The organism is Lysinibacillus sp. FJAT-14222 (genome assembly GCF_001278875.1).
GTDB classification, from domain to species: Bacteria; Bacillota; Bacilli; order Bacillales_A; family Planococcaceae; genus Lysinibacillus; species Lysinibacillus agricola.
This window is the reverse complement of sequence record NZ_LIYL01000001.1, coordinates 1-25,362: the sequence shown is the minus strand read 5'-3', so window position 1 is coordinate 25,362 and position 25,362 is coordinate 1. Positions and strand designations below refer to the sequence as shown.

At 38.0% G+C, this 25,362-nt stretch carries 22 protein-coding genes and 1 pseudogene; 7 read left to right on the top strand and 16 right to left on the bottom strand.

Features of this window, described 5'->3' with window-relative positions:
* Positions 1-150 precede the first annotated feature (150 nt).
* Positions 151-539 (top strand): annotated as a pseudogene (locus AN161_RS27170) (IS3 family transposase); the annotation flags it as partial.
* A 36-nt stretch (positions 540-575) separates the two neighbouring features.
* Here AN161_RS27170 and AN161_RS00105 read toward each other — a convergent pair.
* Entirely contained in the window at positions 576-809 is a 234-nt protein-coding gene (locus AN161_RS00105) for a hypothetical protein (RefSeq protein WP_053592342.1), read from the bottom strand.
* 128 nt (positions 810-937) lie between these two features.
* A complete protein-coding gene (gene acsA, locus AN161_RS00100; RefSeq protein WP_053592475.1) occupies positions 938-2,659 on the bottom strand; it encodes an acetate--CoA ligase in 1,722 nt (573 codons plus the stop codon).
* A 350-nt stretch (positions 2,660-3,009) separates the two neighbouring features.
* On the opposite strand from acsA, the gene AN161_RS00095 reads away from it, so the two are divergent.
* From AN161_RS00095 to AN161_RS00085, 3 genes are read left to right on the top strand one after another with little or no spacing between them, the layout of a single operon-like run.
* On the top strand, positions 3,010-3,642 hold the full coding sequence (locus tag AN161_RS00095; RefSeq protein ID WP_053592474.1) for a GNAT family N-acetyltransferase: 633 nt from the start codon (positions 3,010-3,012) through the stop codon (positions 3,640-3,642).
* A 24-nt stretch (positions 3,643-3,666) separates the two neighbouring features.
* Complete coding sequence (locus tag AN161_RS00090; protein ID WP_053592341.1) at positions 3,667-4,317, top strand: acetoin utilization AcuB family protein; 651 nt, start codon at positions 3,667-3,669, stop codon at positions 4,315-4,317.
* Positions 4,314-5,474 carry an acetoin utilization protein AcuC gene (locus tag AN161_RS00085; RefSeq protein WP_053592340.1) on the top strand — a complete coding sequence of 387 codons (1,161 nt, stop codon included), beginning with the start codon at positions 4,314-4,316 and terminating at the stop codon, positions 5,472-5,474. The genes AN161_RS00090 and AN161_RS00085 overlap by 4 nt, the downstream gene beginning before the upstream one ends.
* 151 nt (positions 5,475-5,625) lie before the next feature.
* On the opposite strand, the gene ccpA is transcribed toward AN161_RS00085, so the two are convergent.
* Complete coding sequence (gene ccpA / locus AN161_RS00080; protein ID WP_053592339.1) at positions 5,626-6,630, bottom strand: catabolite control protein A; 1,005 nt, start codon at positions 6,628-6,630, stop codon at positions 5,626-5,628.
* Between the two features lie 177 nt (positions 6,631-6,807).
* Positions 6,808-7,893 (bottom strand): bifunctional 3-deoxy-7-phosphoheptulonate synthase/chorismate mutase, encoded by a 1,086-nt coding sequence (locus tag AN161_RS00075; RefSeq protein ID WP_053592338.1) that lies wholly within the window; start codon positions 7,891-7,893, stop codon positions 6,808-6,810.
* Between the two features lie 173 nt (positions 7,894-8,066).
* On the opposite strand from AN161_RS00075, the gene AN161_RS00070 reads away from it, so the two are divergent.
* Positions 8,067-10,232: a cell division FtsA domain-containing protein gene (locus AN161_RS00070; protein WP_053592337.1), complete on the top strand. Its 2,166-nt coding sequence runs from the start codon at positions 8,067-8,069 to the stop codon at positions 10,230-10,232.
* A gap of 227 nt (positions 10,233-10,459) precedes the next feature.
* On the opposite strand, the gene AN161_RS00065 is transcribed toward AN161_RS00070, so the two are convergent.
* From AN161_RS00065 to AN161_RS00025, 9 genes are all read right to left on the bottom strand, one after another.
* The gene (locus tag AN161_RS00065) at positions 10,460-10,960 is read right to left on the bottom strand and encodes a YtxH domain-containing protein (protein ID WP_053592336.1); all 501 of its coding nucleotides are present in this window, start codon (positions 10,958-10,960) and stop codon (positions 10,460-10,462) included.
* 133 nt (positions 10,961-11,093) lie between these two features.
* Positions 11,094-11,600 carry a DUF948 domain-containing protein gene (locus tag AN161_RS00060; protein WP_053592335.1) on the bottom strand — a complete coding sequence of 169 codons (507 nt, stop codon included), beginning with the start codon at positions 11,598-11,600 and terminating at the stop codon, positions 11,094-11,096.
* Between the two features lie 109 nt (positions 11,601-11,709).
* The gene (gene murC / locus AN161_RS00055) at positions 11,710-13,023 is read right to left on the bottom strand and encodes a UDP-N-acetylmuramate--L-alanine ligase (protein WP_053592334.1); all 1,314 of its coding nucleotides are present in this window, start codon (positions 13,021-13,023) and stop codon (positions 11,710-11,712) included.
* A gap of 228 nt (positions 13,024-13,251) precedes the next feature.
* Positions 13,252-16,347, bottom strand: coding sequence for a DNA translocase FtsK (locus AN161_RS00050; RefSeq protein ID WP_053592333.1), 3,096 nt, complete (start codon positions 16,345-16,347; stop codon positions 13,252-13,254).
* Positions 16,348-16,527: 180 nt separating this feature from the next.
* A complete protein-coding gene (gene ytpR, locus AN161_RS00045) occupies positions 16,528-17,142 on the bottom strand; it encodes a YtpR family tRNA-binding protein (protein WP_053592332.1) in 615 nt (204 codons plus the stop codon).
* The gene (locus AN161_RS00040; protein WP_082339546.1) at positions 17,139-17,963 is read right to left on the bottom strand and encodes a DUF1444 domain-containing protein; all 825 of its coding nucleotides are present in this window, start codon (positions 17,961-17,963) and stop codon (positions 17,139-17,141) included. Before AN161_RS00040 ends, ytpR begins: the two co-directional genes overlap by 4 nt.
* Before the next feature lie 92 nt (positions 17,964-18,055).
* Complete coding sequence (locus AN161_RS00035; RefSeq protein WP_053592331.1) at positions 18,056-18,574, bottom strand: hypothetical protein; 519 nt, start codon at positions 18,572-18,574, stop codon at positions 18,056-18,058.
* A gap of 95 nt (positions 18,575-18,669) precedes the next feature.
* Positions 18,670-19,191 (bottom strand): DUF84 family protein, encoded by a 522-nt coding sequence (locus AN161_RS00030; RefSeq protein ID WP_053592330.1) that lies wholly within the window; start codon positions 19,189-19,191, stop codon positions 18,670-18,672.
* A 79-nt stretch (positions 19,192-19,270) separates the two neighbouring features.
* Complete coding sequence (locus tag AN161_RS00025) at positions 19,271-20,347, bottom strand: M42 family metallopeptidase (RefSeq protein WP_053592329.1); 1,077 nt, start codon at positions 20,345-20,347, stop codon at positions 19,271-19,273.
* Positions 20,348-20,737: 390 nt separating this feature from the next.
* On the opposite strand from AN161_RS00025, the gene AN161_RS00020 reads away from it, so the two are divergent.
* Together AN161_RS00020 and AN161_RS28400 are read left to right on the top strand one after the other, a co-directional pair.
* Positions 20,738-21,052, top strand: a complete 315-nt coding sequence (locus AN161_RS00020; protein WP_053592328.1) for a peptidase M4 — start codon at positions 20,738-20,740, stop codon at positions 21,050-21,052.
* Positions 21,053-21,524: 472 nt separating this feature from the next.
* Complete coding sequence (locus AN161_RS28400; protein WP_143114524.1) at positions 21,525-21,782, top strand: hypothetical protein; 258 nt, start codon at positions 21,525-21,527, stop codon at positions 21,780-21,782.
* Between the two features lie 284 nt (positions 21,783-22,066).
* On the opposite strand, the gene AN161_RS00015 is transcribed toward AN161_RS28400, so the two are convergent.
* From AN161_RS00015 to trmB, 3 genes are all read right to left on the bottom strand, one after another.
* A complete protein-coding gene (locus AN161_RS00015) occupies positions 22,067-23,293 on the bottom strand; it encodes a hypothetical protein (RefSeq protein WP_053592327.1) in 1,227 nt (408 codons plus the stop codon).
* A gap of 417 nt (positions 23,294-23,710) precedes the next feature.
* The gene (locus tag AN161_RS00010) at positions 23,711-24,574 is read right to left on the bottom strand and encodes an MBL fold metallo-hydrolase (RefSeq protein WP_053592326.1); all 864 of its coding nucleotides are present in this window, start codon (positions 24,572-24,574) and stop codon (positions 23,711-23,713) included.
* Between the two features lie 11 nt (positions 24,575-24,585).
* Entirely contained in the window at positions 24,586-25,233 is a 648-nt protein-coding gene (gene trmB, locus AN161_RS00005) for a tRNA (guanosine(46)-N7)-methyltransferase TrmB (protein WP_053592325.1), read from the bottom strand.
* Positions 25,234-25,362 lie beyond the last annotated feature (129 nt).

The following is a 25,362-nucleotide window of genomic DNA, read 5'->3' as shown; positions in this document are numbered from 1 at the left end:
ATAAAACAAAGAGAAGACTTAGAAATAGTGACTAAATCTCTAATAGATTAACTTTTATAAAGCATTTATATAGTTAATTTACCATTTACGAACAGTTGGAAGCTGCTATTGCGTAATCATATGGTAAATTGTTTTGGATAAGATGGTACATTGAGTATAGAAATTGTGCTCAACACGTTACATAAATTGAAGAAGCATCGCCATTTAAGGGAAGAGACTTTATCCATTCGGATCAAATTTTTCACTATACGAATCCAAAATTCCGAACCTTAGTGAAGAAAATGGTCTTAGGACAGTCCATGTCACGTCGAGGAAACTGTTGGGATAATGCGCCACAAGAATCATTCTTTGGGCATTTTAAAGATGAAACAACTATTAGAGCATGTGAAACGTTAGAAGAAGTAAAGAAAGAAATTAAGAGTTACATGATTTACTACAATCATTATCGAGGGCAATGGAATTTAAAAAAGCTGCCGCCTGCGCTTCATAGCTCGCGGGATCTTGTAAACGGAAGTCGCCAGATAAATCTATCAATTTAGGACCTTTCCCTACCAATGGAGGTAATAGCTCACTTGTCACTCTGAAGGCCTACTCGTAAAAACAACATCAAGTTTCTCTAGAGCCCCATAATCAATTTTTTGTAAAGGTGTATCGGCAATATGAACGAGATGACCAAACTTAAAAGAAAAAATAACACCTTCTTCTGAGGATGTGAATAAATCAATCCGCTTCACCGCTTTATGATTATGTAAAAATCGAATAAGCTCTAACCAACCATACCCCGTTGCACCAACAATTCCTACTTTCAATGCACTCACCTCCGAAATAAGTTAAAAGAAGGCGGAAACTCATTCACTTATCGAATGAATTTCCGCCTTCTATTTATGCACTGAACGTGTAAAATATTAATATCCAATATTAAAACTTTATTTGAGACTTAGTCTTCCATCGTCGATAAATCGCCAGTTGGTAAATTTAACTCCCACGCCTTTAACACACGACGCATAATCTTACCACTGCGCGTTTTTGGTAGCTTATCCTTAAATTCAATTTCACGTGGTGCTGCATGTGCTGACAAGCCCTTCTTAACAAAATTACGAATATCCTCAATCAATACATCTGAAGGTTCTACACCCTCACGTAAGGATACAAAGGCTTTAATAATTTCACCTCGTACAGGATCTGGCTTTCCAATTACTCCTGCCTCGACAATATCAGGATGCTCTAGTAGCTTACTTTCTACCTCAAAAGGACCTACCCGCTCACCAGCTGTCATAATAACATCATCTACACGTCCTTGGAACCAGAAGTAACCTTCATCATCCATATAGGCAGAGTCCCCAGACACATACCACTCACCTTTTAAGAAATAGGATTCATAACGTTCTGGATTGCCCCAAATTTGACGCATCATTGCTGGCCAACCACGTCGAATTGCTAGATTTCCCATTGTAAAAGGTGGTACTTCATTACCAGCATCATCAACAATCGTCGCATGGATACCTGGTAATGGTTTTCCCATGGATCCTGGCTTAATATCCATAGAAGGATAGTTACAAATCATATGTGCACCAGTTTCTGTCATCCACCATGTATCATGAATACGGTGACCTAGCTCATCAATACCCCAACGAATTACCTCTGGATTTAACGGCTCACCAACAGATAAAATGTGACGTAACGAAGATAGATCATAATTCGCAAGCATACCACTACCAGCACCCATTAACATTCTAAAAGCGGTTGGTGCACTATACCAAACTGTTACACTATAATCCTCAATTGCTTGGTACCAAGCTTGTGGAGAGAATCTCCCGCCAATAATTAGCATTGTGACACCATTTAACCATGGTCCAAAAATGCCATATGCTGTGCCTGTTACCCACCCTGGATCAGCCGTACACCAGTAAATATCATCTTCACGTAAATCTAGTACCCATTGCGTTGATTGATATTGTTGAAGCATTGCATTATGAACATGCAATACACCCTTTGGTGCTCCAGTTGATCCAGAAGTATAATGAAGAATCATACCATCCTCTCTGTCCACCCATTCAATGTCAAATCGAGAAGATGCTTCTTTCAAGCGTCTATTAAAATCTAAAATTTGTGTTGTTTCCTCAATATCAGTTCCTACTAAAAAGACGTGCTGCAAATGTGGTAGCTTTTCTAAAGGTACACGTTCAAGTAACTCTGGTGTTGTCACTAATACTTTAGCCTCACTATCTGCAAGTCTGTCATAAACAGCACCTTCCATAAATGCCTCGAATAATGGACCTACAATAACGCCCATTTTCAATGCGCCTAATAATGAAAAATAAAGCTCAGGTGAACGTGGCATGAAAATAAATAAACGATCACCTTTTTCTAAATTTGTTGCTGTCTTAAAAACATTTGCAGCTTTATTTGTCAGCTTTTTCATTTCATTGAAAGAATAAGCCTCTTTACGCTTACCATCATTAAAATAAAGTGCAACTTTGTTTTTCCGATGCGTTTCAGCATGACGATCAATTGCCTCATACGCCATATTCACACGACCTGTTTCATACCAACTAAAGTCCTTTTCTGTCTCTGCCCAATCATGTGTTGCTGCAGATTCCTCATAATTAGGCAAACTGTACCGCCCTGGTAAAGCATTCAACTTCTCCATCATTTTCATCCCCATGAAACTACCCCTTTCTTTACTATCGCCTTAGTTCATTAGTAAGCAAATTTCAAATCGAAATTTCATTATTTTCCCCCATCAAAATTCGCCACCTTCTCCAAAGACAACTACGTTATGTAGCAATTGTTATACAACAGTTTAAGTAGTATAGAATTAGTGAATGCTTATTCACACTACATTCTCCTGTTAAATAACAGATGCAATATAAATATATTTTACACGAATTCACCAAGAATGTCTTAATATTTTTATTTTTCTAAAAACACAGGTATATTTTGCAAAAGATAGCGTTTTTCCGCAGGAAATCAGCTATAATGGAATTATTAAACGCAGGTGGTGTAATTATGGAACATAAAAAAACTTTTTTTTCTGTCACAAAGGAAACTAAGCATGGTACTGTGTATGTGGAAGGACCTGTTCCTCCAGAAAAATTAGCTACATATTCATTCCACGAAGGCTTGGTTGCTTTTAGACCTCCAAAGCAACAGCAGCAAGCCATTATAGAAATTGCAGGACTTCCCGAAGGACGAATTATTATTATTCGAAAAGAAAACATTATTGTAGGCTACGTCACCTATCTATATCCTGATCCACTCGAACGATGGGCGGAGGACCGAATTGATAACATGATTGAGCTAGGCGCCATTGAAGTCATTCCAGAATATCGAGGTACAGGTGCTGGTAAAGCACTACTAGCTGTGTCTTTTATGGGGGATGAAATGGAGGACTATCTTGTTATCACTACTGAATATTATTGGCATTGGGACTTAAAAGGGACTGGTTTAAATGTTTGGGATTATCGCAAAATGATGGAGAAAATGATGAGCTCCGCTGACTTCGAATATTTTGCTACGGATGATCCTGAAATTACATCACATCCTGCTAACTGCCTGATGGCACGTGAAGGAAAACGCGTGCCCCCTGAGACAATAGAAAGATTTGATAGACTTCGTTTTAGAAATCGTTTCATGTATTAAAGCCAACACAAAGGGGATGAGTATATGATCGTAGAAGAAATTATGAATGAAGAGCCCTACACACTAGCTCCGACAAATACAGTGTTTGAAGCGCTAAAGTTAATGCGTGAGAAAAAAGTACGTCATTTGCCAGTTATAGATGAGGAGCGTCATGTTCTTGGGGTTATCACTGAACGAGATATTAAAGAGGCTTTGCCTTCCTCGTTACGAGATGAACCTAATTCTCCAGTTTTTAATGCTAAAGTGGAAGAAATTATGGTTAAAAATCCACTTGTCGGTCATCCACTTGATTTTGTAGAAGAAGTAGCTCTTACTTTTTACGAATCCAAAGTAGGCTGTTTGCCAATTGTCTCTGGAGGGAAATTAGTTGGAATTGTCACTACCACAGATTTACTCTATACATATATAGAGTTAACCGGTGCTACTGAACCTGGCTCTAAAATTGAAATCCGTGTATCCGATACGCCAGGAATATTATTTGAAATCACAAAAGTTTTCAATAAACATCATGCAAATGTTCAAAGCGTCTTAGTTTATCCTGACTCTGAAAATACCCAAAATAAAATTTTAAGCGTCCGAGTAAAAACACTGAATCCATTAGCTATGATTAAAGATCTTCGAAAAGAAGGCTTTGATGTATTATGGCCCAATTTACCAGGTGTTTCATTACAATGAAAAAAGCAGTATTTGTTTACTCACCAGAGCAACTCGGATATAAATTTTCAGATACCCATCCTTTCAATCATAAACGCTTGACGCTTACAATGGATTTGTTAAAAAATATTGAAGCTCTTGATGATTTGGATATTGTTCCGGCTCGTGTCGCAACAGAAGAGGAGCTTTTACTTGCACATGATCCAAAATATATTGATATCGTTAAAAGAGCAGGGCATGGTGAGCTTTCAGAGGCACAATGTGAAAGCTACGGCATAGGCACCGAAGATACACCCATTTTTGAAAATATGCATGAGGCAAGTGCACAGCTTGTCGGTGGAACGCTGACAGCTGTCGATTATGTTATGGAAGGAAAAGTCGAGCACGCCCTTAATCTAGGTGGAGGGCTACATCATGGCTTTCGTGGCCGTGCATCAGGCTTTTGTATTTACAACGATAGTACAGTAGCCATTCGCTATTTGCAGGAAAAATACAATGCTCGTGTACTTTACGTGGATACCGATGCTCATCATGGAGATGGTGTACAATGGAGTTTTTATGAAGACCCAGATGTTTGTACATTATCTATTCATGAAACAGGGCGCTATCTTTTCCCTGGAACTGGTAATATCACAGAACGCGGAAATGGACAAGGCTATGGCACTTCTTTTAATTTTCCCATTGATGCTTTTACAGAAGATGAGAGTTTCCTAGAAATATATGAAAAGTCTATGCGAGAAGTCTTTGAATTTTTCAAGCCAGATGTTGTGCTAACTCAAAACGGCGCAGATGCACATTATTTCGATCCATTAACACATTTATATGGAACAATGAATATTTATAGAGAAATTCCAAAGCTTGCGCATAAATTAGCTCATGAATATTGCGGGGGGAAATGGATTGCTGTTGGTGGTGGAGGCTACGATATTTGGCGTGTTGTGCCTCGCGCATGGTCTATGCTATGGCTTGAAATGACGGATCAGCAATTACCAACAGGACCTCTCCCTCAAGCATGGTTAGATCGCTGGCAGCCTGAAGCACCAGTGCCTTTTATTCCAACTTGGGAGGATCCAAATCCTTTGTATGAGCCAATCCCACGGAAAGCTGAAATCGAAGAAAAAAATACGCAAATGCTAGCCAAAGCGCTACATATTATTCGCAATGAAAAGCGCGCTTAATTTTACGCCTCACGATTTTCGTGGGGCTTTTTTATTTGTTCTTTAGACATTTTATCCGTCACTCTTGGTGTTCTATCTTCACTTTTGTCTTTCTACTGATTGACATAAAAAAACACGTAAATCCTCAACGAGATTTACGTGTTAAGTTCTATTATTTACTTTTGACAGATTGGCGGTGTTCAATACGATGAGGTAATATAACCGCTTCGTCCTCAACAGGCTCTTTGTTCATTAATTTTGTCAACAAGCGCATTGCTACAGCTCCGATATCGTATAACGGTAGCGCGACACTTGTTAGCTGTGGACGAACCATACGCGCTAACTTTGAATTTTCAAAGCTGATAACCTCGATATCCTCAGGCACATCTTTGCCCGCATCCTGCGCACCATGAATCAGTCCAATTGCTAATTCATCACTGCCTGCAAAATAAGCTGTCGGAGGATTTTCAAGTGAGGATAATGTTTCCCACGCCTCTAAGCCCATATCATAGCTCGATTCCTCTGCTGCGATTAGAGATTCATCTATAGGTAAACCTGCGTCTTGTAATGCTTTTTTATAAGCCTCAAGTTTGAATTTTCCATTAATAGTATAAGTAAGCGGACCTGTTACGAATGCGATTCGCTTATGTCCATTTTGAATGAGTAATGTAATCGCCTCATAAGCTGCTTGGAAATAATCAATATTAACAGTCGCGATTGTTTGTGATTCATCTACTGAACCTGCAAGTACAATTGGTACAGGTGAATGATCCATAGTTTGTTGCATTTTTTCAGTCACTTCATCACTCATCATGACAATACCGTCAACCTGTTTTCCCAGCATTGTATCCAGTAACTGTAGCTCTTTGTCTTCATGTTGATCTGAGTTGGCTAAAATAATATTGTAACGATACATTGTTGCAATATCCTCTACACCACGCGCCAGCTCCGCATAAACATTGTTTGCAATATCTGGGATAATCACGCCAACTGTTGTTGTTTTCTTACTTGCTAATCCTCGCGCTACTGCGTTTGGACGATATTCTAATCGTTCAATTACTTCTAATACTTTTTTTCGTGTTGCCGGTTTTACGTTTTGATTGCCATTGACTACACGAGAGACCGTTGCCATAGAAACATTTGCTTCTCTTGCAACATCATAAATTGTAACAGTCATGTACGTGCCTCCCTTTTTTCCTTTTATAGCCTTATCATACGATAATTTTCATATTCTTTTCAAGAAGTAGTATGTATACGAAAAAAAACCAAGTACAAATAGTATTATTCTAGACATTATTTTGTCACTATATAGTAAACACCGCCTGCCGATTAAGCAAGCGGTGTATCAAAACAATTAAGCACGGATTTCATGGTTCTTCATGAAATTTTGTAGTGTTTCGTAGAAAGCATCAAATGTCGGAATATCCATTTGTTGTTGTGAATCAGAAAGTGCTACAGATGGATCTGGATGCACCTCTGCCATTACGCCATCAGCTCCAATAGCAATTGCCGCCTTAGCACATGGTAATAGTAAATCACGACGACCTGTTGAATGTGTAACGTCTACAAATACTGGTAAATGCGTTTCTTGTTTTAAAATTGGTACAGCAGAAATATCTAATGTGTTACGAGTTGCTTTTTCGTAAGTACGGATACCACGCTCACAAAGAATGATGTTCTCATTTCCTTTAGACATAATGTATTCTGCTGCATGAATGAATTCATCAATTGTCGCTGCTAAGCCTCGTTTTAAAAGTACAGGTTTGTTTGTAGCACCCGCTGCTTTTAATAATTCGAAGTTTTGCATATTACGTGCACCAATTTGGATGACATCGATATAATCTAATGCTTCCTCTAAATGACCTGGTGTAACAATTTCCGTAATAACGCCTAAACCGAATTCCTCTGACACACGCTTTAAAATTTTAAGACCTTCTAATCCAAGACCTTGGAAGTCATATGGAGAAGTACGTGGTTTATAAGCACCGCCACGAATTAACTTTTCACCTTTTGCTTTAATAGATGCTGCTACTGCTGCTACTTGCTCGTATGATTCTACAGCACAAGGTCCAAATACGAAGGATGGTTTTCCTTGGCCAATTAGCTCACCATTTATATTAATGACAGTATCTTCTGATTTCTTCTTACGAGATACAAGTAACTCTTTCTTTTTGTCCGCCTCTAGTTGTTTTAAAGCTGTTTTAAAGATTTGTTTAAATATATAATCAACCGTCATTTGGTTTAACGGACCTTGATTGTGCTCTTTGATAAGATCAAGCATGTGACGTTCACGTAATGGATCATAACGATTCACACCTTGTTTTTCTTTAATCTTACCGATTTCATCAACTACAGCTGCACGTTCGTTAATTAGACGAAGAATTTCTAAGTTTAAGTCGTCTATTTGACTACGTAAGCTTTCTAAATTGTTTTGGCTCATGCTTTCTTGCTCCTCTCCCCATGACAGACACTTTCAGAACTCTGAAATGTATGTTACATTTTTAGATATTAGCAATATTATAATCAATGTTGTACAGAATGTCACGCATTTTTAATTTAGCGCTTCAACTCGCTAAATTTTTTTAAGTTGTTATGGGAAAGGAAGCGATTACATTGAGTTCAAAATTATTTGCACTTGATATCGGTACACGTTCTGTAGTAGGCATTATTTTAGCAGAAGATAATGAACACTTTCACGTGGAAGATATCTTAGTAAAAGAGCATAAAGAACGTGCCATGGTGGATGGTCAAATACATAATGTCATGTACGTGGCAGATTTAATCAATGAAATAAAACATGAACTTGAAGAGAAGCATGGTCCTTTAACAAAAGTAAGTGTCGCTGCGGCCGGCCGCTCATTGAAAACAGAACAAGCAAGCGTGACGATCAATATACGTAATCGACCAATCTTTACAGAAGAGGATATAAGTCGTTTAGAGCTACAAGCTGTTCAACAGGCACAGCAACAGCTCCTACAACATAAAGACGATGCCAAAATAAGCCACTACTACTGTGTTGGTTATTCAGTTCTATATTACCGTTTAGACGGAGAAGAAATTGGTAGCTTACTTGATCAGCAAGGTGATGAGGCACAAATTGAAGTCATTGCTACGTTCCTACCACGAGTTGTCGTAGAATCACTTATTGCTGCACTAAAACGTGCGGATTTAGAAATGGATGCACTAACATTAGAACCTATTGCAGCTATTAATGTGCTTATTCCCCCAACAATGCGTCGTTTAAATGTGGCACTTGTTGATATTGGTGCTGGTACATCTGATATAGCGATTACCGATAAAAGTACTGTTGTCGCCTATGGTATGGTGCCAACAGCCGGCGATGAAATAACAGAGGCTTTAAGTGACCACTACTTACTCGACTTCCCAGTTGCCGAACAAGCGAAGCGTCAACTACAAACAGAGGCAGAAATTTTAATTCAAGATATTTTAGGCTTTGATCAATATTATCCGAAAGAAGAAGTTCTTCAAGCAATTGATCCTGCAGTCAAGCAACTTGCAAAAGCCATTGGGGAAGAAATTTTACGTCTTAATAATCGTACAGCTCCTAAGGCAGTAATGCTTGTTGGTGGAGGTAGCTTAACACCAAACCTTACATCTGAACTTGGACTAGTACTTGATTTACCTGCCAATCGTATTGCCGTTCGAGGGATAGACGCCATTCAAAACTTAACGAAGGAAGATCATATTAAAGCATCCCCTGAATTGGTGACCCCAATCGGTATTGCCATTGCAGCAAAAAAGATGCCTATTCAATATATGAGTCTAACTGTCAATGAACAAGTAGTTCGCCTTTTTGAACTAAAGGAAATGACCGTTGCCGATGCATTTTTAGCTGCCAATATTCGGGCAAAGCAATTATATGGAAAACCAGGACATGGTTTATCAGTAAGTGTCAATGGACAAGATATTTTCATCCCTGGTGGTCACGGTCAACCGGCGGAAATTTTAGTGAATGGTCATCAGGCATCCACAAAAACGATGATTAAAACAGGCGATGCCATCCAGTTAATTGAAGGCCAAGACGGTCAGCCAGCTAATGCTACAGTGAGAGACATTGTAGATGATGCTGCCATTAAAACAGTTGCAATTCAGCATACAAAATATGTGATTGAACCACAAATAACTGTTAATGGTTCTCCTGCATCACTCGATAGTGCATTAAATGATCGAGATGTTATCATGTTTGAAATAGCTGAAACAGTCGAGGATGTATTTAAGCTCACAAATAATTGGGAGTTATTAAAACAATTTGAGTCATTTTATATTCAAGTGGACGGAAAGCCACTTTATCTACCTGAGTTTTCAGCCCATTTAATGATTAATGATAAACTATCTAAAATGTCATATGCTGTACACGATGGTGATGTTATTTCATTTCAACAACAAGCATTCCCTACGGTTCAACGGATTGCTGACCAAATGAATGTTTTACTTGAGGATAAAATCATTATACATTTTCAAAGCGAGGTGTTAGAGCTAAAGAAGATGGCGAATGAAGTACTCGTTAATCAAGTGGTAGTATCACCTCTTTCAACCGTTCCAAATGGAGCAACAATTTCATTTAAAGAAAAAGACCGGAGTCGTTGGATATACCAAGATGTGTTCCGCTTCTCCAATTGGCAACTACCTACTACATTTAAAGGTAATTTTACGATTTTACGAAATGATCAACCAGCAAGCTTTGATATGGAAATCTTCGGCGGAGATAAATTAGAAATTTTACTAAAAGAAGCGCCTATATCTGAACAAATGCGCTAAAGCGCTCGTTTACATCCGACAAGCGCTGGAGAGCCCGAAGCAAAAGTAAACGCTCCACCACTTTTGCCCGAGGGATCGAAGCGACCTCGAGGATGTAGCGTTTTAGCCTAGACGACGACTTTGCTCTAGTTTATCCACAGGCAAAAAACCCATAGTTTCCTTAACAATAAAAAAAGGGATACGATACATCGTTGTCAGATGTATCGTATCCCTTTTATATATTATGCTTAAGCGCGAACTTCTTCACTTTTTTCTTCAGCTTGTTCCTTTTTTTCACTAGCATCCTCTGCTTTAGGTTCTTCACTAGGAATGAACTCCTCTAGTGGCTCTTCACCCTCAAAAGAAACAGTACCATCGTCAAAAACAGTTGGTGCTTTTGCTGATTTTAATATTTTTACTTTCTCTACTAATTGTGTAGATTGCTCTTGAATTTGTTTAGATAATTGAACCGTTTTATCTTTTGCAGTTGTCGAGAAATCCGCACTCTTATCTTTTAAGTTAACAGCTTGTACTGCTACATCGCTACGTAAATCTTTTCCTGATTTTGGAGCTAATAATAAGCCTGTAGCTGCACCTACTATCCCCCCAACTAATGCGCCAATAACAAAATCCTTCATGTTCACACGCTCCTCTTCATAAATCGAATCTTGCGGATGATAAAGCTGTGGCAATGAACTTTCAAGCTGTTGTTCCTTCACTTCATTAAAATTTGGTTTTTGAGTTGTCATGCAACAATTCCTCCCCATATTATAATCTAATTTGCCTAGACTGGTTGTCCATCTACTTTAGCAGATGCATCTTCAACTTATGCCTAAGACTTTATTTTTATTCAGCTGACATTCAATGCCTACCGAATAATAATCACTTTTTACGGCCCCATTTTCTTCTCGGTTTTTCCGATTGCTCTGATTCAAAAGGGTATACATCTTCTTGAACCACTTCATGTGCCTGATCGATTATTTTACGCTTTTTCCACTTATCTGCTATGCCTATTGCGACATTGCTCCACTGAACAACTTGTGCTATTTTTTCTTCATTTTGTTCCACACTATTTGAGATCGAAGAGGTAATTTGCTGTACAGACGTATTTAAACCGTTCACAGAGTCACCAATTCCTTTGACTGCATGAACAACGGAATTTAACTGTTCAGATTTTTCTTGAATATCCTCTGCCAAGCTATTTGTTTTGGATAGTAAGGAAGTCGTTTCGCGTGTAATACCTTCCATTTGTCCCTCAATACCTGATAATGTTCCAGCTAAGCTGTTAAGAATTGATTTGAGCGAAAATAATGTCATTCCGACGCTCACACATAAAATTAAAAAACCAATTGCTGCAATGATTGCTGCAATATACAAAATAACTTCCATAACTAGACCTCCTGCAAGTCAAATTCTCTTTACTATTACTTTCCCTATCTTCGACAAAAAAAACTGAATTCCTTCTCATTTTGAGAAAAAACAGCTTATTCCTTGCGGATTAAGCTGTTTCGTTGTTTTTTAGCACGTCTTCAAAAGCATCTTGGAATTTATGAACATCGCCAGCGCCCATAAATAAAAATACTGCGTCCTCATGCTTTGTTAACACTTCAATTCCTTCAGTGGTAATCACTGCACTGCCTTCAATCAAAGACGCTAAATCATGAATGGAAAGTGCGCCTTGTGTTTCTCTCGCAGAACCAAATATATCACATAAGTATGCTGTATCTGCAAGACTTAGACTATCTGCAAAATCCTGTAAAAAAGCTTGTGTACGTGTAAATGTATGTGGTTGGAAAATAGCTACTAGCTCACGATCTGGAAATTTTTGTCTCGCTGATTGAATCGTTGCACGTATTTCAGTTGGATGGTGTGCATAGTCATCTATTAATACATTATTTCCAATATTCGTTTCTGTAAAACGTCTTTTTACACCTTTGTATGTGTTTAAACGTTCTTGAACGATATCTGGTGAAATACCTTCATATTGGCAAAGTGTAATAACAGCTAAAGTATTTAATACCGCATGATCTCCAAACAATGGGATAAAGAATGTACTATAAAATTCATTGCGGACAAATACATCAAATTTTGTACCCTTTGTTGTTTTTTCAACATTACGAGCCTCAAAATCATTTTCAGCTCCAAATCCATAATAAACAACAGGTACCTTCGCTTGAATACGTTGCAAATGTTCATCATCACCGCAAGCAATAATTGCTTTTTTAACCTGTAGTGCTAATGATTGAAAGGCTGAATAAACATCCTCTATATTTGCAAAGTAATCAGGATGATCAAAATCAATATTAGTCATTATAGCGTAATCGGGATTGTAAGCTAAAAAGTGTCGACGGTATTCACATGCTTCCATTACAAAGAAGTTAGCATCCTCATGCCCAGCTCCCGTTCCATCACCGATTAAATATGAGGTTGGTTTATAACCTCCAACAACATGAGCCATTAAGCCTGTCGTAGATGTTTTACCATGTGCACCAGTAATAGCAATCGACGTATAATTACCGATATATTCACCTAAAAATTTATGGTAGCGAATAACTTCTACACCGATTTGGCGAGCACGCTCTAATTCAGGATGATCATCAGGAAATGCGTTCCCTGCAATAACTGTCATACCTTCTTTAATATTATCTGCATTAAATGTAAAAATTGGAATATTACGATCACGTAACGGCTGTTCCGTGAAGAAATATTTATCAATATCTGAGCCCTGTACTTGTTCACCAGCATCAAATAAGATTTGTGCAAGTGGACTCATGCCAGAACCTTTAATGCCTGTGAAATGAAAAACTGTCATTAATTAAACCCCCCGGGAATTCAATATCCCTTCTATCATCTATTAGGTGTACCATATTTTTTCACTAATTATTAGGTATTAATACCTTTACAAGTGCTAAAAAATACGTACTAATCAACACATCTTGTCTATTATAGCACTATTTATGCACAAGGATAAATGTGTAACTTTTCTAAAAATACTAATTTTGACGCAAATTAGATAATCCATACGAAAACAATGCAATTCTTATTCAAACATAGCAATTAAATCTTCTTCGGTAATGTAACTTTCTCGTGGTTTACTGCCTCTTGCCTCCGACACAAAGCCATGAGATTCTAACATATCGATTAAACGAGCAGCACGATTATAGCCAATATGGTATTTTCGCTGAATCAAGGAAGTAGATGCTCCTCCCTGTTCATACACAAATCGGCATACATCCTCAAACAGATCATCCTGCTCAGCAGAAACCTCCGTTTTCTTTAAAAGTTCCTCTTGGTCGAATATATAATCAGGCTCTCCTTGCTCACGAACATGCTCAATAATCGCTTCAATTTCATCATCTGTCACAAATGTTCCCTGCAAACGCACAGGAGCAGACATACCATTACCTAAATATAACATATCGCCTCGTCCAAGTAATCTTTCTGCTCCTTGCCCATCTAAAATAGTACGCGAATCGATTTGTGAAGATACCGCAAAGGCAACACGTGTAGGAATATTTGATTTAATAAGCCCTGTTATAACGTCAACAGACGGTCTTTGAGTCGCAACAATTAAATGGATACCACAAGCACGTGCCTTTTGAGCAATACGACAAATCGCTTCCTCTACATCTGCCGGAGACATCATCATTAAATCTGCCAATTCATCAATGACAATTAGCATATACGGTAATTTTAAGCTATGTTCATTATTTTTATCCGCAATTGCATTATAACGTGTAATATCACGTGCACCAGCATGAGCAAATAGTTGATAACGACGCTCCATTTCCTCCACTGCCCATTTCAGTGCAGCTGTAGCAGCCTTAACATCAGTGATGACTGGGCTAACTAAATGCGGAATATGATTAAACGGTGCTAATTCTACCATTTTAGGATCAATAAGCATCAGCTTTAATTCATGCGGTGCAGCTTTATATAATAAACTAACCAAAATTGAATTGATACAAACTGATTTACCGGAACCTGTAGCTCCGGCAATTAAGCCATGTGGCATTTTTCGTAAATCAATGGTTACAGGCTTCCCTGTTAAATCCAGACCCAATGCTGCTTCCAACGGTGAATCTGACTCGAGGAAAGAAGCACTATTTGTCACTTCCGATAATCGAACAGCGCGAGATACACGATTCGGTATCTCAATGCCAATTGAGCTCTTCCCAGGAATCGGAGCTTGGATGCGGATATCTTTCGCTGCCAATGCAAGCTTCAAATCATCTGCTAGATTGCGGATTTTACTAACCTTCGTACCATGACTTACTGTTATTTCAAATTGTGTCACGGCAGGTCCTTGCATAATGGATTCTATTTGAGCTGAGACCTGGAAATAGGATAAAGCTTCAACCAACGTATCTCCCTGTTGCTCCATCCACACAGTATCTTGTGTTTTTTCCTCAGGCAGCTCTAAAAACTCATCATCTGGCTTTTGATACACATGAACGGGCTTTTGAGGATTTTCCATCACTTGATTTTCCGTTAGTGTTTCAGCTGATAAGGAAGGTGGCTCTTGATATTCTCCTGCGTCAATAGAATCCTCCTCTGGAATGACTACATTTTCTGTAGTAAGCTCATTTTCAGTAGTTGATTCTGCTTTCATTTCGGTAGTTGCTGAAATTTCGTCATAGCTCTCAATATCTATTACTGTTTTTTCTAATGTCGAAACGCTAGACATTGTTGCAACTGGTGACATTGTAATGACTGATACACTCTCTGTTGCAGCATTGATTGGTGCAGAATTTTGAATAGAAACCTCGTTTTCTTTCGTCGATTGCGGTGCTGTTTTATCGTCTAACTCTAACTCACCATTCTCTAAAGGTATAAAATGTTGAATTTCTTCTTTATTGGTTGGTGCTATTTGATGTTCTACCTCCAAGTTAATAAGCTCAGAAGAAGGCTCTTGCTCCTCTTCGGCTTCTTCAACAAGTGCTGGAGTTGGCTTTATATTTTTAAATTGCTGTTGGACTCTCCATTTCTCTTTATCTGTTTTTAACATTAATACATTAAAAGGAATACCGCTTTTTTCTTGCTTTGTCACGTCTTCTACAGATTGTTCTTGTTCATCATCTTCGTTCGTCGACGGCTGAACTACTGTAACTTCACCAATATGGATGGTAGAATTCTCTATTTGTACCTGTTCAACAACTACTTCTTTTACATGAATTTCTGATTGATCAGCTGAAAGTTGTTCAACACCTAGCTCATGCTGAACGGCCGCTTTCACTTGGTCTTCAAATTCTACGGCAAAAGAGGTTGTTTGCGGTACAAGTAATTCTGTATTCGTTACATCACTAGGATGGCTCGTTTCGTCAGCTAATTTTTCATCAAAAGTAATCGGTTCCGGTGCTTCAATTATTTCAGGGATTTCAGGCATATCAAGTTGTTCAGGTTCATCTTTCTGAACTGTGCTAATAGGCTCTTTTTCTTCTAGTATATTTTCAATAGCTCCATTTGTTGTCGCTTCTTTTAAAGACATAGACGCTGTAGGTATTTCTGACTCTTTCTTGTCGTGCTCTTCCTTCCGTTTCTCTAATAATTGCTCAATTGGGCTCGCCTTAGCAAAACCATAGACTGGTGACGGAACATCACTTGGTACAAAACGCTTGCGATTAGCAGGCAAACTATCTTCAACTGTTTGTTCTGTTGAATAATTAGTTTCTGTAGGAGTCGTCGGTGGCTCATTTTGTGCATCTCGAAAAACTAGACTTGCTTTTGAACGATTCTCCTGTTCAGGCTGACTGCGTTTAACCGTCGTTCTACCAGTTCGTTTCGTACGATTTGCTAGTAGTTCTCGAATGCCTGAAACCTCAATATCATAAACACTCGAATCCACAATATGATTATTTAAATGCTTCGGCAGCGATAAATCTTCAATTTGTCCGTAACGAGCATCCTCCATTTGATTGAATGCTTCCTTTGATGGTGTTGTTGATGGTGCAGCTGAAAACTCTTCATCCTCGATTAATGGAAAACGAAAAGTTTTTTGCTTTGATACAGGCGCTTCTTTAAATGAATGAAGCTGCTCAGAACGTTCTTCTTCATAGTCTTCATAAAATTCTTCATATTCGTATTCATTGTCATCTTTATTTATAAATTTACTCATTTGTTTTTTAAACCAATTCACATTATTTCACTCATTTCTCTTACACTTCTTTTATAGCATTAACTAATTCAATGTCTATAACAAAAAGCATACCATAAAAATGTGATAGAAACTTGCATTTAGAGGCTCATTCTAGACAAAAAAATCGTTATGTTACTAGCATATTAGTAACATAACGATTTTAAGAATACATATTAGATATTATCTAGTCGGCGTTTCAAACGCACTACCAATTACCGCATCTTCCGGTAAAACTAAAATTCCTTTTTCAGAAGGTGCATTTGGTATTGCTAATTCACGTGCTGAACATAACATACCGTATGATTCAACACCTCGCAAATTCCCTGCTTTAATAAGCATTCCAGAAGGCATTACAGCACCAATTTTCGCCACGACAACCTTTTGACCTGCTTCCACATTTGGTGCGCCACATACAATTTGTAATGTCTCCTCACCTACGTTTACAGAACAAATGCTTAGTTTATCAGCATTTGGATGCTTGTCCTTTGTTTCAACATAGCCCACTACAAATTTTGGAGAAAAATCTACATCAAGGCTAATTTCAGCACCATTTTTTGCAATAGCTGCCTCTAGCTGAGCTGCTAATTCTGGAGTAACTTCAACTAGACCTTTTGCATCAGTTTGAATATAGCTGCTAGCATTAAATAAATTAAATGCTTTAATTTCTCCTGTCTGTGCTTCCTTTAAAATAGCGATATCGCCTGCACGTTCTACCTCTGTTTTCACGATTGATTCTGTTGCTAATTGTACTAACAATACATCTCCTACATACTCTTTGTTGTAAAATACATTCATTGTTTCTCTTGCTCCTTTTTAACTCTGTTTTTTGCTAATATAAAGATCGGTTCTAGCTCCCCATCTTCATAAATAAAAGATAATGACGTAATCGGCACGATACCAACAGCGAAGAAATGCATCGTCATCTGCGCTAATACATCATACCCTGTTTCATTACGAATATCACCTACTATTAATACATCCTGATGTGGCACAGATAATGTCATATCGCCTTCAATTTTCGTCTGCATGTCTTTCAAAAAGCTTTCATTTAAAATGCGACTTGCATCGTAACCATCATTAGCATTGACAAAATAGAAAATATTCCCCGCAACTTCATCTTTCTTATATACAGTTGGTAGTTGCTTAACTGAAAATCGAGCCATTTCACGAATTTGCTCTACAGTTAATTGTAGTGTCTCTAACATAGATTCATCAATAAAACGATAGGTTTTTCCTAAATCAAGCGCATAAAAAATACGTGTTTCAGCGGTATGTTCAGTAGTGACGAATACATGCCCCTCCTTTGAGGCTTGGGGGTAGGATGTTGCGCGAATAACTGGATAAATTTGCGAAATAGCTTGGAATCCTTGTTCCATCTCTTGCTCCATTGCATTAAAGGTTTGCTCGATTGTATAAATGACTTCATCGATTGCAGCCCCTTGCTTGTCATTATATTTGGCTAAAATGCCTGGCAGAGAAAGCTCCATCCCTTTTCCAATTTTTTTATGGTTTAGACGTAATTTATCGTGCTTTTTGTCAAATTCAAAATCAAACTTTTCCTCATTTAATTGTTGTTTTAATAGGGATACAAGTTGTTCTGATTTAATTTGTTTCACCTAGTTCACATCCTTTCTTCAAAATCAATTTATGCTGAATGAAGAGAAAACGGCTCACATGTTTGTGAACCGTTCTGTTCAAAACTATCCAATTATTTAATCTTAACCGAATGAACGATTTTCGTCATCTCATGTAAATTATCTTCAATATGTTTGGCCTGAGAAATGGTCGTCATTTTTACGCCACCACTATTTACAATAAGCTCAAATTCATCTTCATTATCGGTTTTTGAAACAGCTGTAAAGCCGAAAACACCATCCTTTTCATAAGTATTTTCTTCGATTATGTTTTTTGAACTATCATCTTTTAATAAATTGTAATAGAGTTTACTATCTGTATCCTCGCGATCATTGATAAAAAGAATATAACTCTCTTTTCCTTTAGTTACTAATATATTATATGCATCTGAACTGTCGTCAACTTTAAAGTTTGAAGGTAAGTATAATTCTACATCCCCAACACTATCTGTATGCTCCTCTGGCTTTTCTGCAAAATCAGTTTTCGATATTTGAAGCCCATTTTTAATTTGTTCATCAACAGATTGATTACAGCCAGTAAGTACCAAAAGTAGAAGCATTAAGCCTACAGCTCTTAGCGATGTATAAGACATGTTTTTCTTCCTTTCATTGCTAACTTTTTTTCTATTTTAAAAAAATTTATGTAAAGTTGCAACTTCCCTGTTCCATTATCACTAATCTACAGACACTACTCATGTGCTAATGTAAATAAATATTGACCAACAAGAAGCGAGACAATATGCTCAAACATCATCTGACGACTTACTAACCCTTGCGTAAAAATACCTACAGCTCCCGCACCTTGTCGAATATCTCGAAGTTGTGTATATTGCTCCATTACAGGCCCAAGTTCCTTCCCGGCTCTTATTTCCTGGGCAATTTCTTCTGGTAATATAATTTGTGCACCCGCAGCTGTAAAGGTTGTGCCATTTGATACTGTAAGTGCTCCCCAATTACAAACGTACATAACACCATCCATTTCAGTCACTCCGCCTTCTAAACCAAACGATAATTGCGCACCCGTCTCATTCATTGCATTTTTTGAACGGTTTATTGCTCCCTTTAGTGTTTCCTCATGAGTCATCGGTTGTTCAGATACTTGTGAAGTAGCTTTGACATAGGTAAAATTTGGTTCGTCAAAATATTTTCTAACTATAACTTCAACTGCCTCTGTTTTTGCTTTGTTTGTTGTCCCAATAGCTATGTTCATTTTTCAAATCCCTCCTTCTTCGCATAGAAAAAGATGCCCCTAAAGGCACCTTTTAACTTCTTTCAGCGGATGTCATACTTTACACATTAGCGTGAATCGTCGCTAATGTCGAACGATCTGCTTTTTTCACTAGTTCTACAATTAAGGCTTTTGCTGCTGCATAATCATCAATATGAATAATTGACGCAGACGTATGAATATAGCGTGAGCAAACACCAATTACCGCACTAGGTACACCGTCATTTGCTGTGTGCACACGCCCTGCATCAGTTCCACCTTGTGACACAAAATATTGGTAAGGTATATGATTTGTTTCAGCTGTATCTAAGATGAACTCTCGCATGCCTCGATGCGTGACCATTGTGCGGTCTAAAATACGTAATAAGGCACCTTTTCCAAGCTGACCAAACTGATTTTTTTCTCCTGACATATCATTTGCAGGTGAAGCATCTAGAGCAAAGAATAAATCTGGTTTAATCATATTCGCGGACACTTGAGCACCACGTAGACCAACCTCTTCCATTACATTCGCACCTGAATATAAATGCGAGGCAAGTTTTTCATCCTTTACTTCTTTCATCAATTCAATTGCCAATCCACAGCCATAGCGGTTATCCCAAGCTTTTGCCATAATTTTTTTCGGATTGGCCATTGGTGTGAATGGGCAGACAGGGATAATTGATTGACCTGGGCGAACGCCAAGTGCAATAGCATCTTCTTTATTGTCTGCCCCAACATCTATTAGCATATTTTTAATATCCATCGGTTTAGAACGTTCAGCATCTGTTAGTAAATGTGGTGGTATTGATGCAATTACGCCAGGAATCGCACCACTTTTAGTAAATATTTCAACGCGTTGTGCTAGCATAACCTGATTCCACCAGCCACCTAATGTTTGAAAGCGGATCATCCCGTTATCGGTAATTGAAGTAACCATGAATGCCACTTCATCCATATGACCAGCAACCAAAACTTTTGGTGCATCAGCAACATCACTACGCTTCACACCGAAAATACCCCCTAAATTATCCTGAACGATCTCATCCGAGTACTTTTCCAACTCAGAACGCATGAACGCACGCACTGCGTGTTCATTACCTGGCGCGCCTGGTAATTCTGTTAGTGTTTTAAATAATTGCAATGTTTCCTCATTCATGATGACTCTCTCCCCACGAAGTAGAATATTCTTCCTGCCCATTGTATCATATTTATCTTCATTCAGCAGAAGACTCCCACCTCTGAAGGTGGCGAGATGAATTCGGATGTGGTTCCTTTTCAGTGGGTGTCCAAACACCTACTGAATGAAGATAAAGCCTCCGACGGATATCACGGATTTTGAAGGGAATGAATTGTGCGGGCACAATTCAAAATCCCAACACATTGTTTATCTGTGCGAAAGCGAAGCGACAGCCACAATTACGCCAAGGCGAAATTGATTTCTGTATTCGAAATATTGATACATTTCCTAAAAAGTGCTAAAGTGTGAACGTGCATTCACTCCGTATGCTATGTTAAAATGAAGCTATAGAAAAAGGAGGAAAAAGGCATGAAATTACGTGATTTTTTAATTGGTGTTGCAACTGGCCTAGCTGCCGCAGTCATTGTTAAAGAAGCAAGTGAAAAGGTTTCTCCGTATGTACCTGCAGGACAAGTACTTGAAAACATAAAAAAGGAATTTAAAAAGGATTCTCCGATTGACGGTTCATGGATTTTTATGAAAACAGACAATTTTACAAATGGCATTATGACTATTCCAGTATACCGTGGAGGTATCTCTCGTATGCATGAGGGTGAAATGCAAACATTTGAATTTGCCGCAGACGCCCGCTCAGGTGTTGTAGTAGAGCTCACAGAAGTATAACTTTACTCAGTAATACGTGAACTTAAATTATAGAACCTTATCAAAGAAGCCATCTCAGCTATTTGAGATGGCTTCTTTCTTGTTATAGAAAAATTTAACTTTTATGTCCAGCAAATTAAAGTGTGGTTTTTCAACAAAACGAGAGGTTGATTTCCGTTCCGACTGGGCGCTTTCCTGGGGGCGTCCGATGAGCCGCTTGGGCCAACATGATGTTGGTCACGAAGGCGTTATCACAGGATGTGATGCTCTTAGCCTTCGTTCCCCTATTTGCTCGCTCCAGGGTCTCGGGCCAACACGATGTTGGTCACGAAGGCGTTATCACAGGACGTGATGCTTTTAGCCTTCGTTCCTCTATATCGCTAGTCCCCAAGGAGTCGCCCAGTCTCCACTCCAATCAACCACTTAACATAGAGTGTATCTTCTGGCATCTTACTATAGTTTATAGAGATTAAACAAAACTTTAGCAGATTTTTTGTGCGAAAGCGCAGCGGTAGCAACAAATGTTTTCTGTAGCGAAAGCGCAGCGACAGCAACAATGTTTTATCTGTGCGAAAGCGCAGCGACAGCAACAATGTTTTCTGTGCGAAAGCGCAGCGACAGCAACAATGTTTTATCTGTGCGAAAGCTCAATGATAATGTAGCGATAATAACAAATACTTATTTAAATAACTACAATAATAATATATTTATTATTGAGTCACTGTTATTAATCTATTCTGTTCAATTATAGTGAGTAGCTATATCGTTCACTTTTGAAATGAATAAATTTATACGCTACTGCTGATTGGAGTGGAAGGCTACTCGACTCCCGTGGGAAAGCGAGACAGGCGAGACCCTGCACGGAGCGTAAGCGGAGGAAGCGGCTCGACGCTCGCCCACAGGAAAGCGAGTAGCCTGGAACGGAAATCACCCTCATTTAAAAAAGTACAACATTTTACAAATTTCTCCTTAATCATTTTGTTTTCCGATTCTATGAAAAAAACCATCTCAGTTATTTGAGATGGCTTCTTTGTTTTACTCAGACAATCCTTTATTGTTAAAGTACTTTTTATATTTTCGATAATAATTTAAATTATTTAACGTTAGCTTCACCCAACGTTTTGCATTCATATCTTGATTATAGTAAAGAGAGTTTGTATATTTCCCTTCACGAATTAATTTTTTCGCTTCTAGCTTAAGTTTTTCATTTGATGCATATTTGAATAATACACCCTTAGGAATGATCATCCATAAATGCTTGTCCTGAACATAAGTTACTTCCTGTTCAATATTTAACATATGGTCATCAGCTACATATTTCATTAAATTATGACCACTTGCTGTTACATAGTAGCTTGAGCGACCATTACGTAAATTAATCTCAAACAGCTTATACTGTTTGTCGCGCATATCGTATTTCATATCAAAGTTAGCAAAACCTGTATAACCGATATCCTCTAAGAAGAAGCGTACTTGATCCATTATTTCTTTATCGTATGTTGTAACGATTGCTGCATAACTACCAATACCTTCAGGTGAATGCTCTTCTAAGATTGGGTTTCCTAGACACATTAGCTTCACTTTGCCGTCTTTCCCGACATATGCATTTAATACACGCATATACGAATCATCACCTGGGATGAATTCTTGAATAATCATTGTATCCTGATAAGTTGAGCTGTAGATTGCTTTTAAAATAGCTGTTTTTTCCGCTTCATCATGTGCAACGAATACTTTTTTCTTACCTGGGAATTTACATGCCCAGTATTCCACCGAGTTAGATGCCTTTAAAATAATTGGGTAATCAAATGGTGGTGTAAAGTTTTCGTAATTGTCTGCTGTTACAGTCGTTGTACCTGGATATTTAAAATCGTACTTATCACACATTTTGTAGAAATTTTCTTTTAATAAAATTTCATCCATAAGTGATTCATCAATGTATGGTACTGTAAAATGCTCCTGCAATGCTGGCTTATTTTTGATAATAAGCTTTGCATAATCATCTCCACAAGCTAACAATAGTAGTTTTTTATCAGAATATTTTTTTGCGACCTTTGCAAGTGCAGGTGCAAATACATCCTGTTCATTTAAGCGATCAATCTCTTCGAAATTTATGATATGACTGTCTTGCGTTGCCGTTAAATGTGAACGTCCTAATACAAGTGGTTTAATACCATATGCCTCATAAAATGCACGTGCCATACCATATGCATTCATATCTGATCCTAGTAATACTGGTAAAAATGGTTGCTCAGTTGCCATGTAATTTCAACTCTCTTTTGTGTTTTAGTATAGCTTTTAGTGTATCATATTTTCCAAAATGTTCACGAAAAAAGTGTCAAAAAAAAATGGGGAACTAGGCTACAAACCATAACGTAGTTTTGCCAAAGAGCCATACTTTATTTAATTACCAAACTTGTTGATTAACCATTTTTATCTACTCTAATTAAAAAGGCTCTGATTTCCGCTACTGGCCACTCGCTTTCCTGCAGGCGGGAGTCGAGTAGCCCTACGCTACAATCAGTTAAAATGGGAATATATCATCAAAATATCAATAAAATTCCTTTTACCAGCCAATAATAAAACTATATTTTCCTACCTTAATTTCATTGACTCAATACTTTTCTACACTGCAATAAAAAAAACGTGCGAACACATAAGGTTCACACGTTCTATTAATTAGAATGTAATAACAGCTTGTCTGCTGCGTTCTAATTTATCTACAACTTCTTTACCTGTTTCATCCCATTTAATCATGCGGTAATAGGCATCATGGTAGAAGATAAAACCGTAACCGTTCGCAAGCGCTTCTTTCATAATACGTTCCTTCGCAAAGACACTCGTCATTGGATAATCGTCATACGCTAAAACCCATAATGGATTTTGATGGGCATGTGTCGGCATAATATCTGCCATATGCAATAATACCTCGCCATTTTGTGTTAATTTTATAACGGCATGTCCATCACTATGACCACCAGTATGAATCATTTCAATACCAGGTGCTACCTCTAACGTACCCTCATAGGTTTCTATTAAATGTTGAACTGGCTCCCAGTTTTCTTTCCAATACGTATTTTTGGAGCGAATATTTGGCTCACGCATTTCGTCCCACTCGATTTTCGTTACAAAGATTTTTGCATTCGGGAATGTTGGTACAAGTACATCATCCTCCCATTGCGTCAAACCTCCAGCATGGTCAAAATGTAAATGCGTCATTAATACTACATCAATATCAGCTGTAGTTAATCCTAGCTCCTGTAAGCTAGCCGCTAATGTTGACTCTTCAGTAACACCAAAGTTACGAAGCTGTTTTTCATTTAATTTATTAAAGCCTACGCCCGTATCAACAATATAGTTTTTGCCTTCATATTGAATTAAAATAGGCTCTGTCGGTAACTCGATTTGATTTTTTTCGTTTACCGGATATTTGCGTGACCATAGTGGTTTTGGTACAACGCCAAACATAGCACCGCCATCAAGGCAAGTGACACCCCCGTTTAGCCATGATAATGACATTTTGTGAAACTGTAACTGATCCATCCATACTCCCCCTATTTAGTAAAAAATTGCGATTCTAGACGATAAATCGGCTGCCCTTTAGCAGAAAATTTCTGCTCATATTCAGTCATAACATTATCCTCAGGCATATTCGCATGTAGGTCGAGTGATACATACTTAAGTAACATACCATATTCAGACATACTAATTAATGAATACTCAAACAAACCACGGTTGTCCGTTTTAAAATGGATTTCCCCATCATCCACTAAAATCGACTCATATAATTTCAAAAAATCCCCGTGCATTAAACGTCGCTTAGCATGGCGCGTTTTCGGCCAAGGATCTGAGAAATTCAGATACACACGCTCTACATCATTTTTCCCAAAATATTTATATAAATCTGCGCCATTTACTTTTAATAATCGTAAATTCGCTGGAGATTTAGCCTCTAAAATTTTTTCTAATGCACAAACAATTACACTGTCATAAAGCTCGATGCCAATATAATTTATATCAGGATTTTGTAAGGCCATACCAGTGACAAATTGTCCTTTCCCAGTGCCTACTTCAATATGCAGTGGGTTGTCATTTCCGAAAACAGCCTGCCAATTTCCTTTAAAGTCTTCAGGATTTGGAACAATAACCTCTGGATGATTTGTAATCATTTCCTCCGCCCAAGGCTTATTTCTTAATCTCAATTTTTTTCCTCATTTCTTTCTTGTAAAATTATTGATTTTTTCTAGTATAACGTATTAACTCAAACTTCGCACCAATATAAATCGGCTTAATCATTGAGCTTGTTTGGTTCTTTACAATTTCAATAGGAT

Bases quoted from the DNA above. Each gene is read 5' to 3' on its own strand.
- acsA (WP_053592475.1), bottom strand. From the start codon at position 2,659: ATGAAAATGATGGAGAAGTTGAATGCTTTACCAGGGCGGTACAGTTTG.
- AN161_RS00095 (WP_053592474.1), top strand. From the start codon at position 3,010: ATGGAACATAAAAAAACTTTTTTTTCTGTCACAAAGGAAACTAAGCAT.
- AN161_RS00090 (WP_053592341.1), top strand. From the start codon at position 3,667: ATGATCGTAGAAGAAATTATGAATGAAGAGCCCTACACACTAGCTCCG.
- AN161_RS00085 (WP_053592340.1), top strand. From the start codon at position 4,314: ATGAAAAAAGCAGTATTTGTTTACTCACCAGAGCAACTCGGATATAAA.
- ccpA (WP_053592339.1), bottom strand. From the start codon at position 6,630: ATGACTGTTACAATTTATGATGTTGCAAGAGAAGCAAATGTTTCTATG.
- AN161_RS00075 (WP_053592338.1), bottom strand. From the start codon at position 7,893: ATGAGCCAAAACAATTTAGAAAGCTTACGTAGTCAAATAGACGACTTA.
- AN161_RS00065 (WP_053592336.1), bottom strand. From the start codon at position 10,960: ATGACAACTCAAAAACCAAATTTTAATGAAGTGAAGGAACAACAGCTT.
- AN161_RS00060 (WP_053592335.1), bottom strand. From the start codon at position 11,600: ATGGAAGTTATTTTGTATATTGCAGCAATCATTGCAGCAATTGGTTTT.
- murC (WP_053592334.1), bottom strand. From the start codon at position 13,023: ATGACAGTTTTTCATTTCACAGGCATTAAAGGTTCTGGCATGAGTCCA.
- ytpR (WP_053592332.1), bottom strand. From the start codon at position 17,142: ATGAATGTATTTTACAACAAAGAGTATGTAGGAGATGTATTGTTAGTA.
- AN161_RS00035 (WP_053592331.1), bottom strand. From the start codon at position 18,574: ATGTCTTATACATCGCTAAGAGCTGTAGGCTTAATGCTTCTACTTTTG.
- AN161_RS00030 (WP_053592330.1), bottom strand. From the start codon at position 19,191: ATGAACATAGCTATTGGGACAACAAACAAAGCAAAAACAGAGGCAGTT.
- AN161_RS00025 (WP_053592329.1), bottom strand. From the start codon at position 20,347: ATGAATGAGGAAACATTGCAATTATTTAAAACACTAACAGAATTACCA.
- AN161_RS00020 (WP_053592328.1), top strand. From the start codon at position 20,738: ATGAAATTACGTGATTTTTTAATTGGTGTTGCAACTGGCCTAGCTGCC.
- AN161_RS00015 (WP_053592327.1), bottom strand. From the start codon at position 23,293: ATGGCAACTGAGCAACCATTTTTACCAGTATTACTAGGATCAGATATG.
- AN161_RS00010 (WP_053592326.1), bottom strand. From the start codon at position 24,574: ATGGATCAGTTACAGTTTCACAAAATGTCATTATCATGGCTAAACGGG.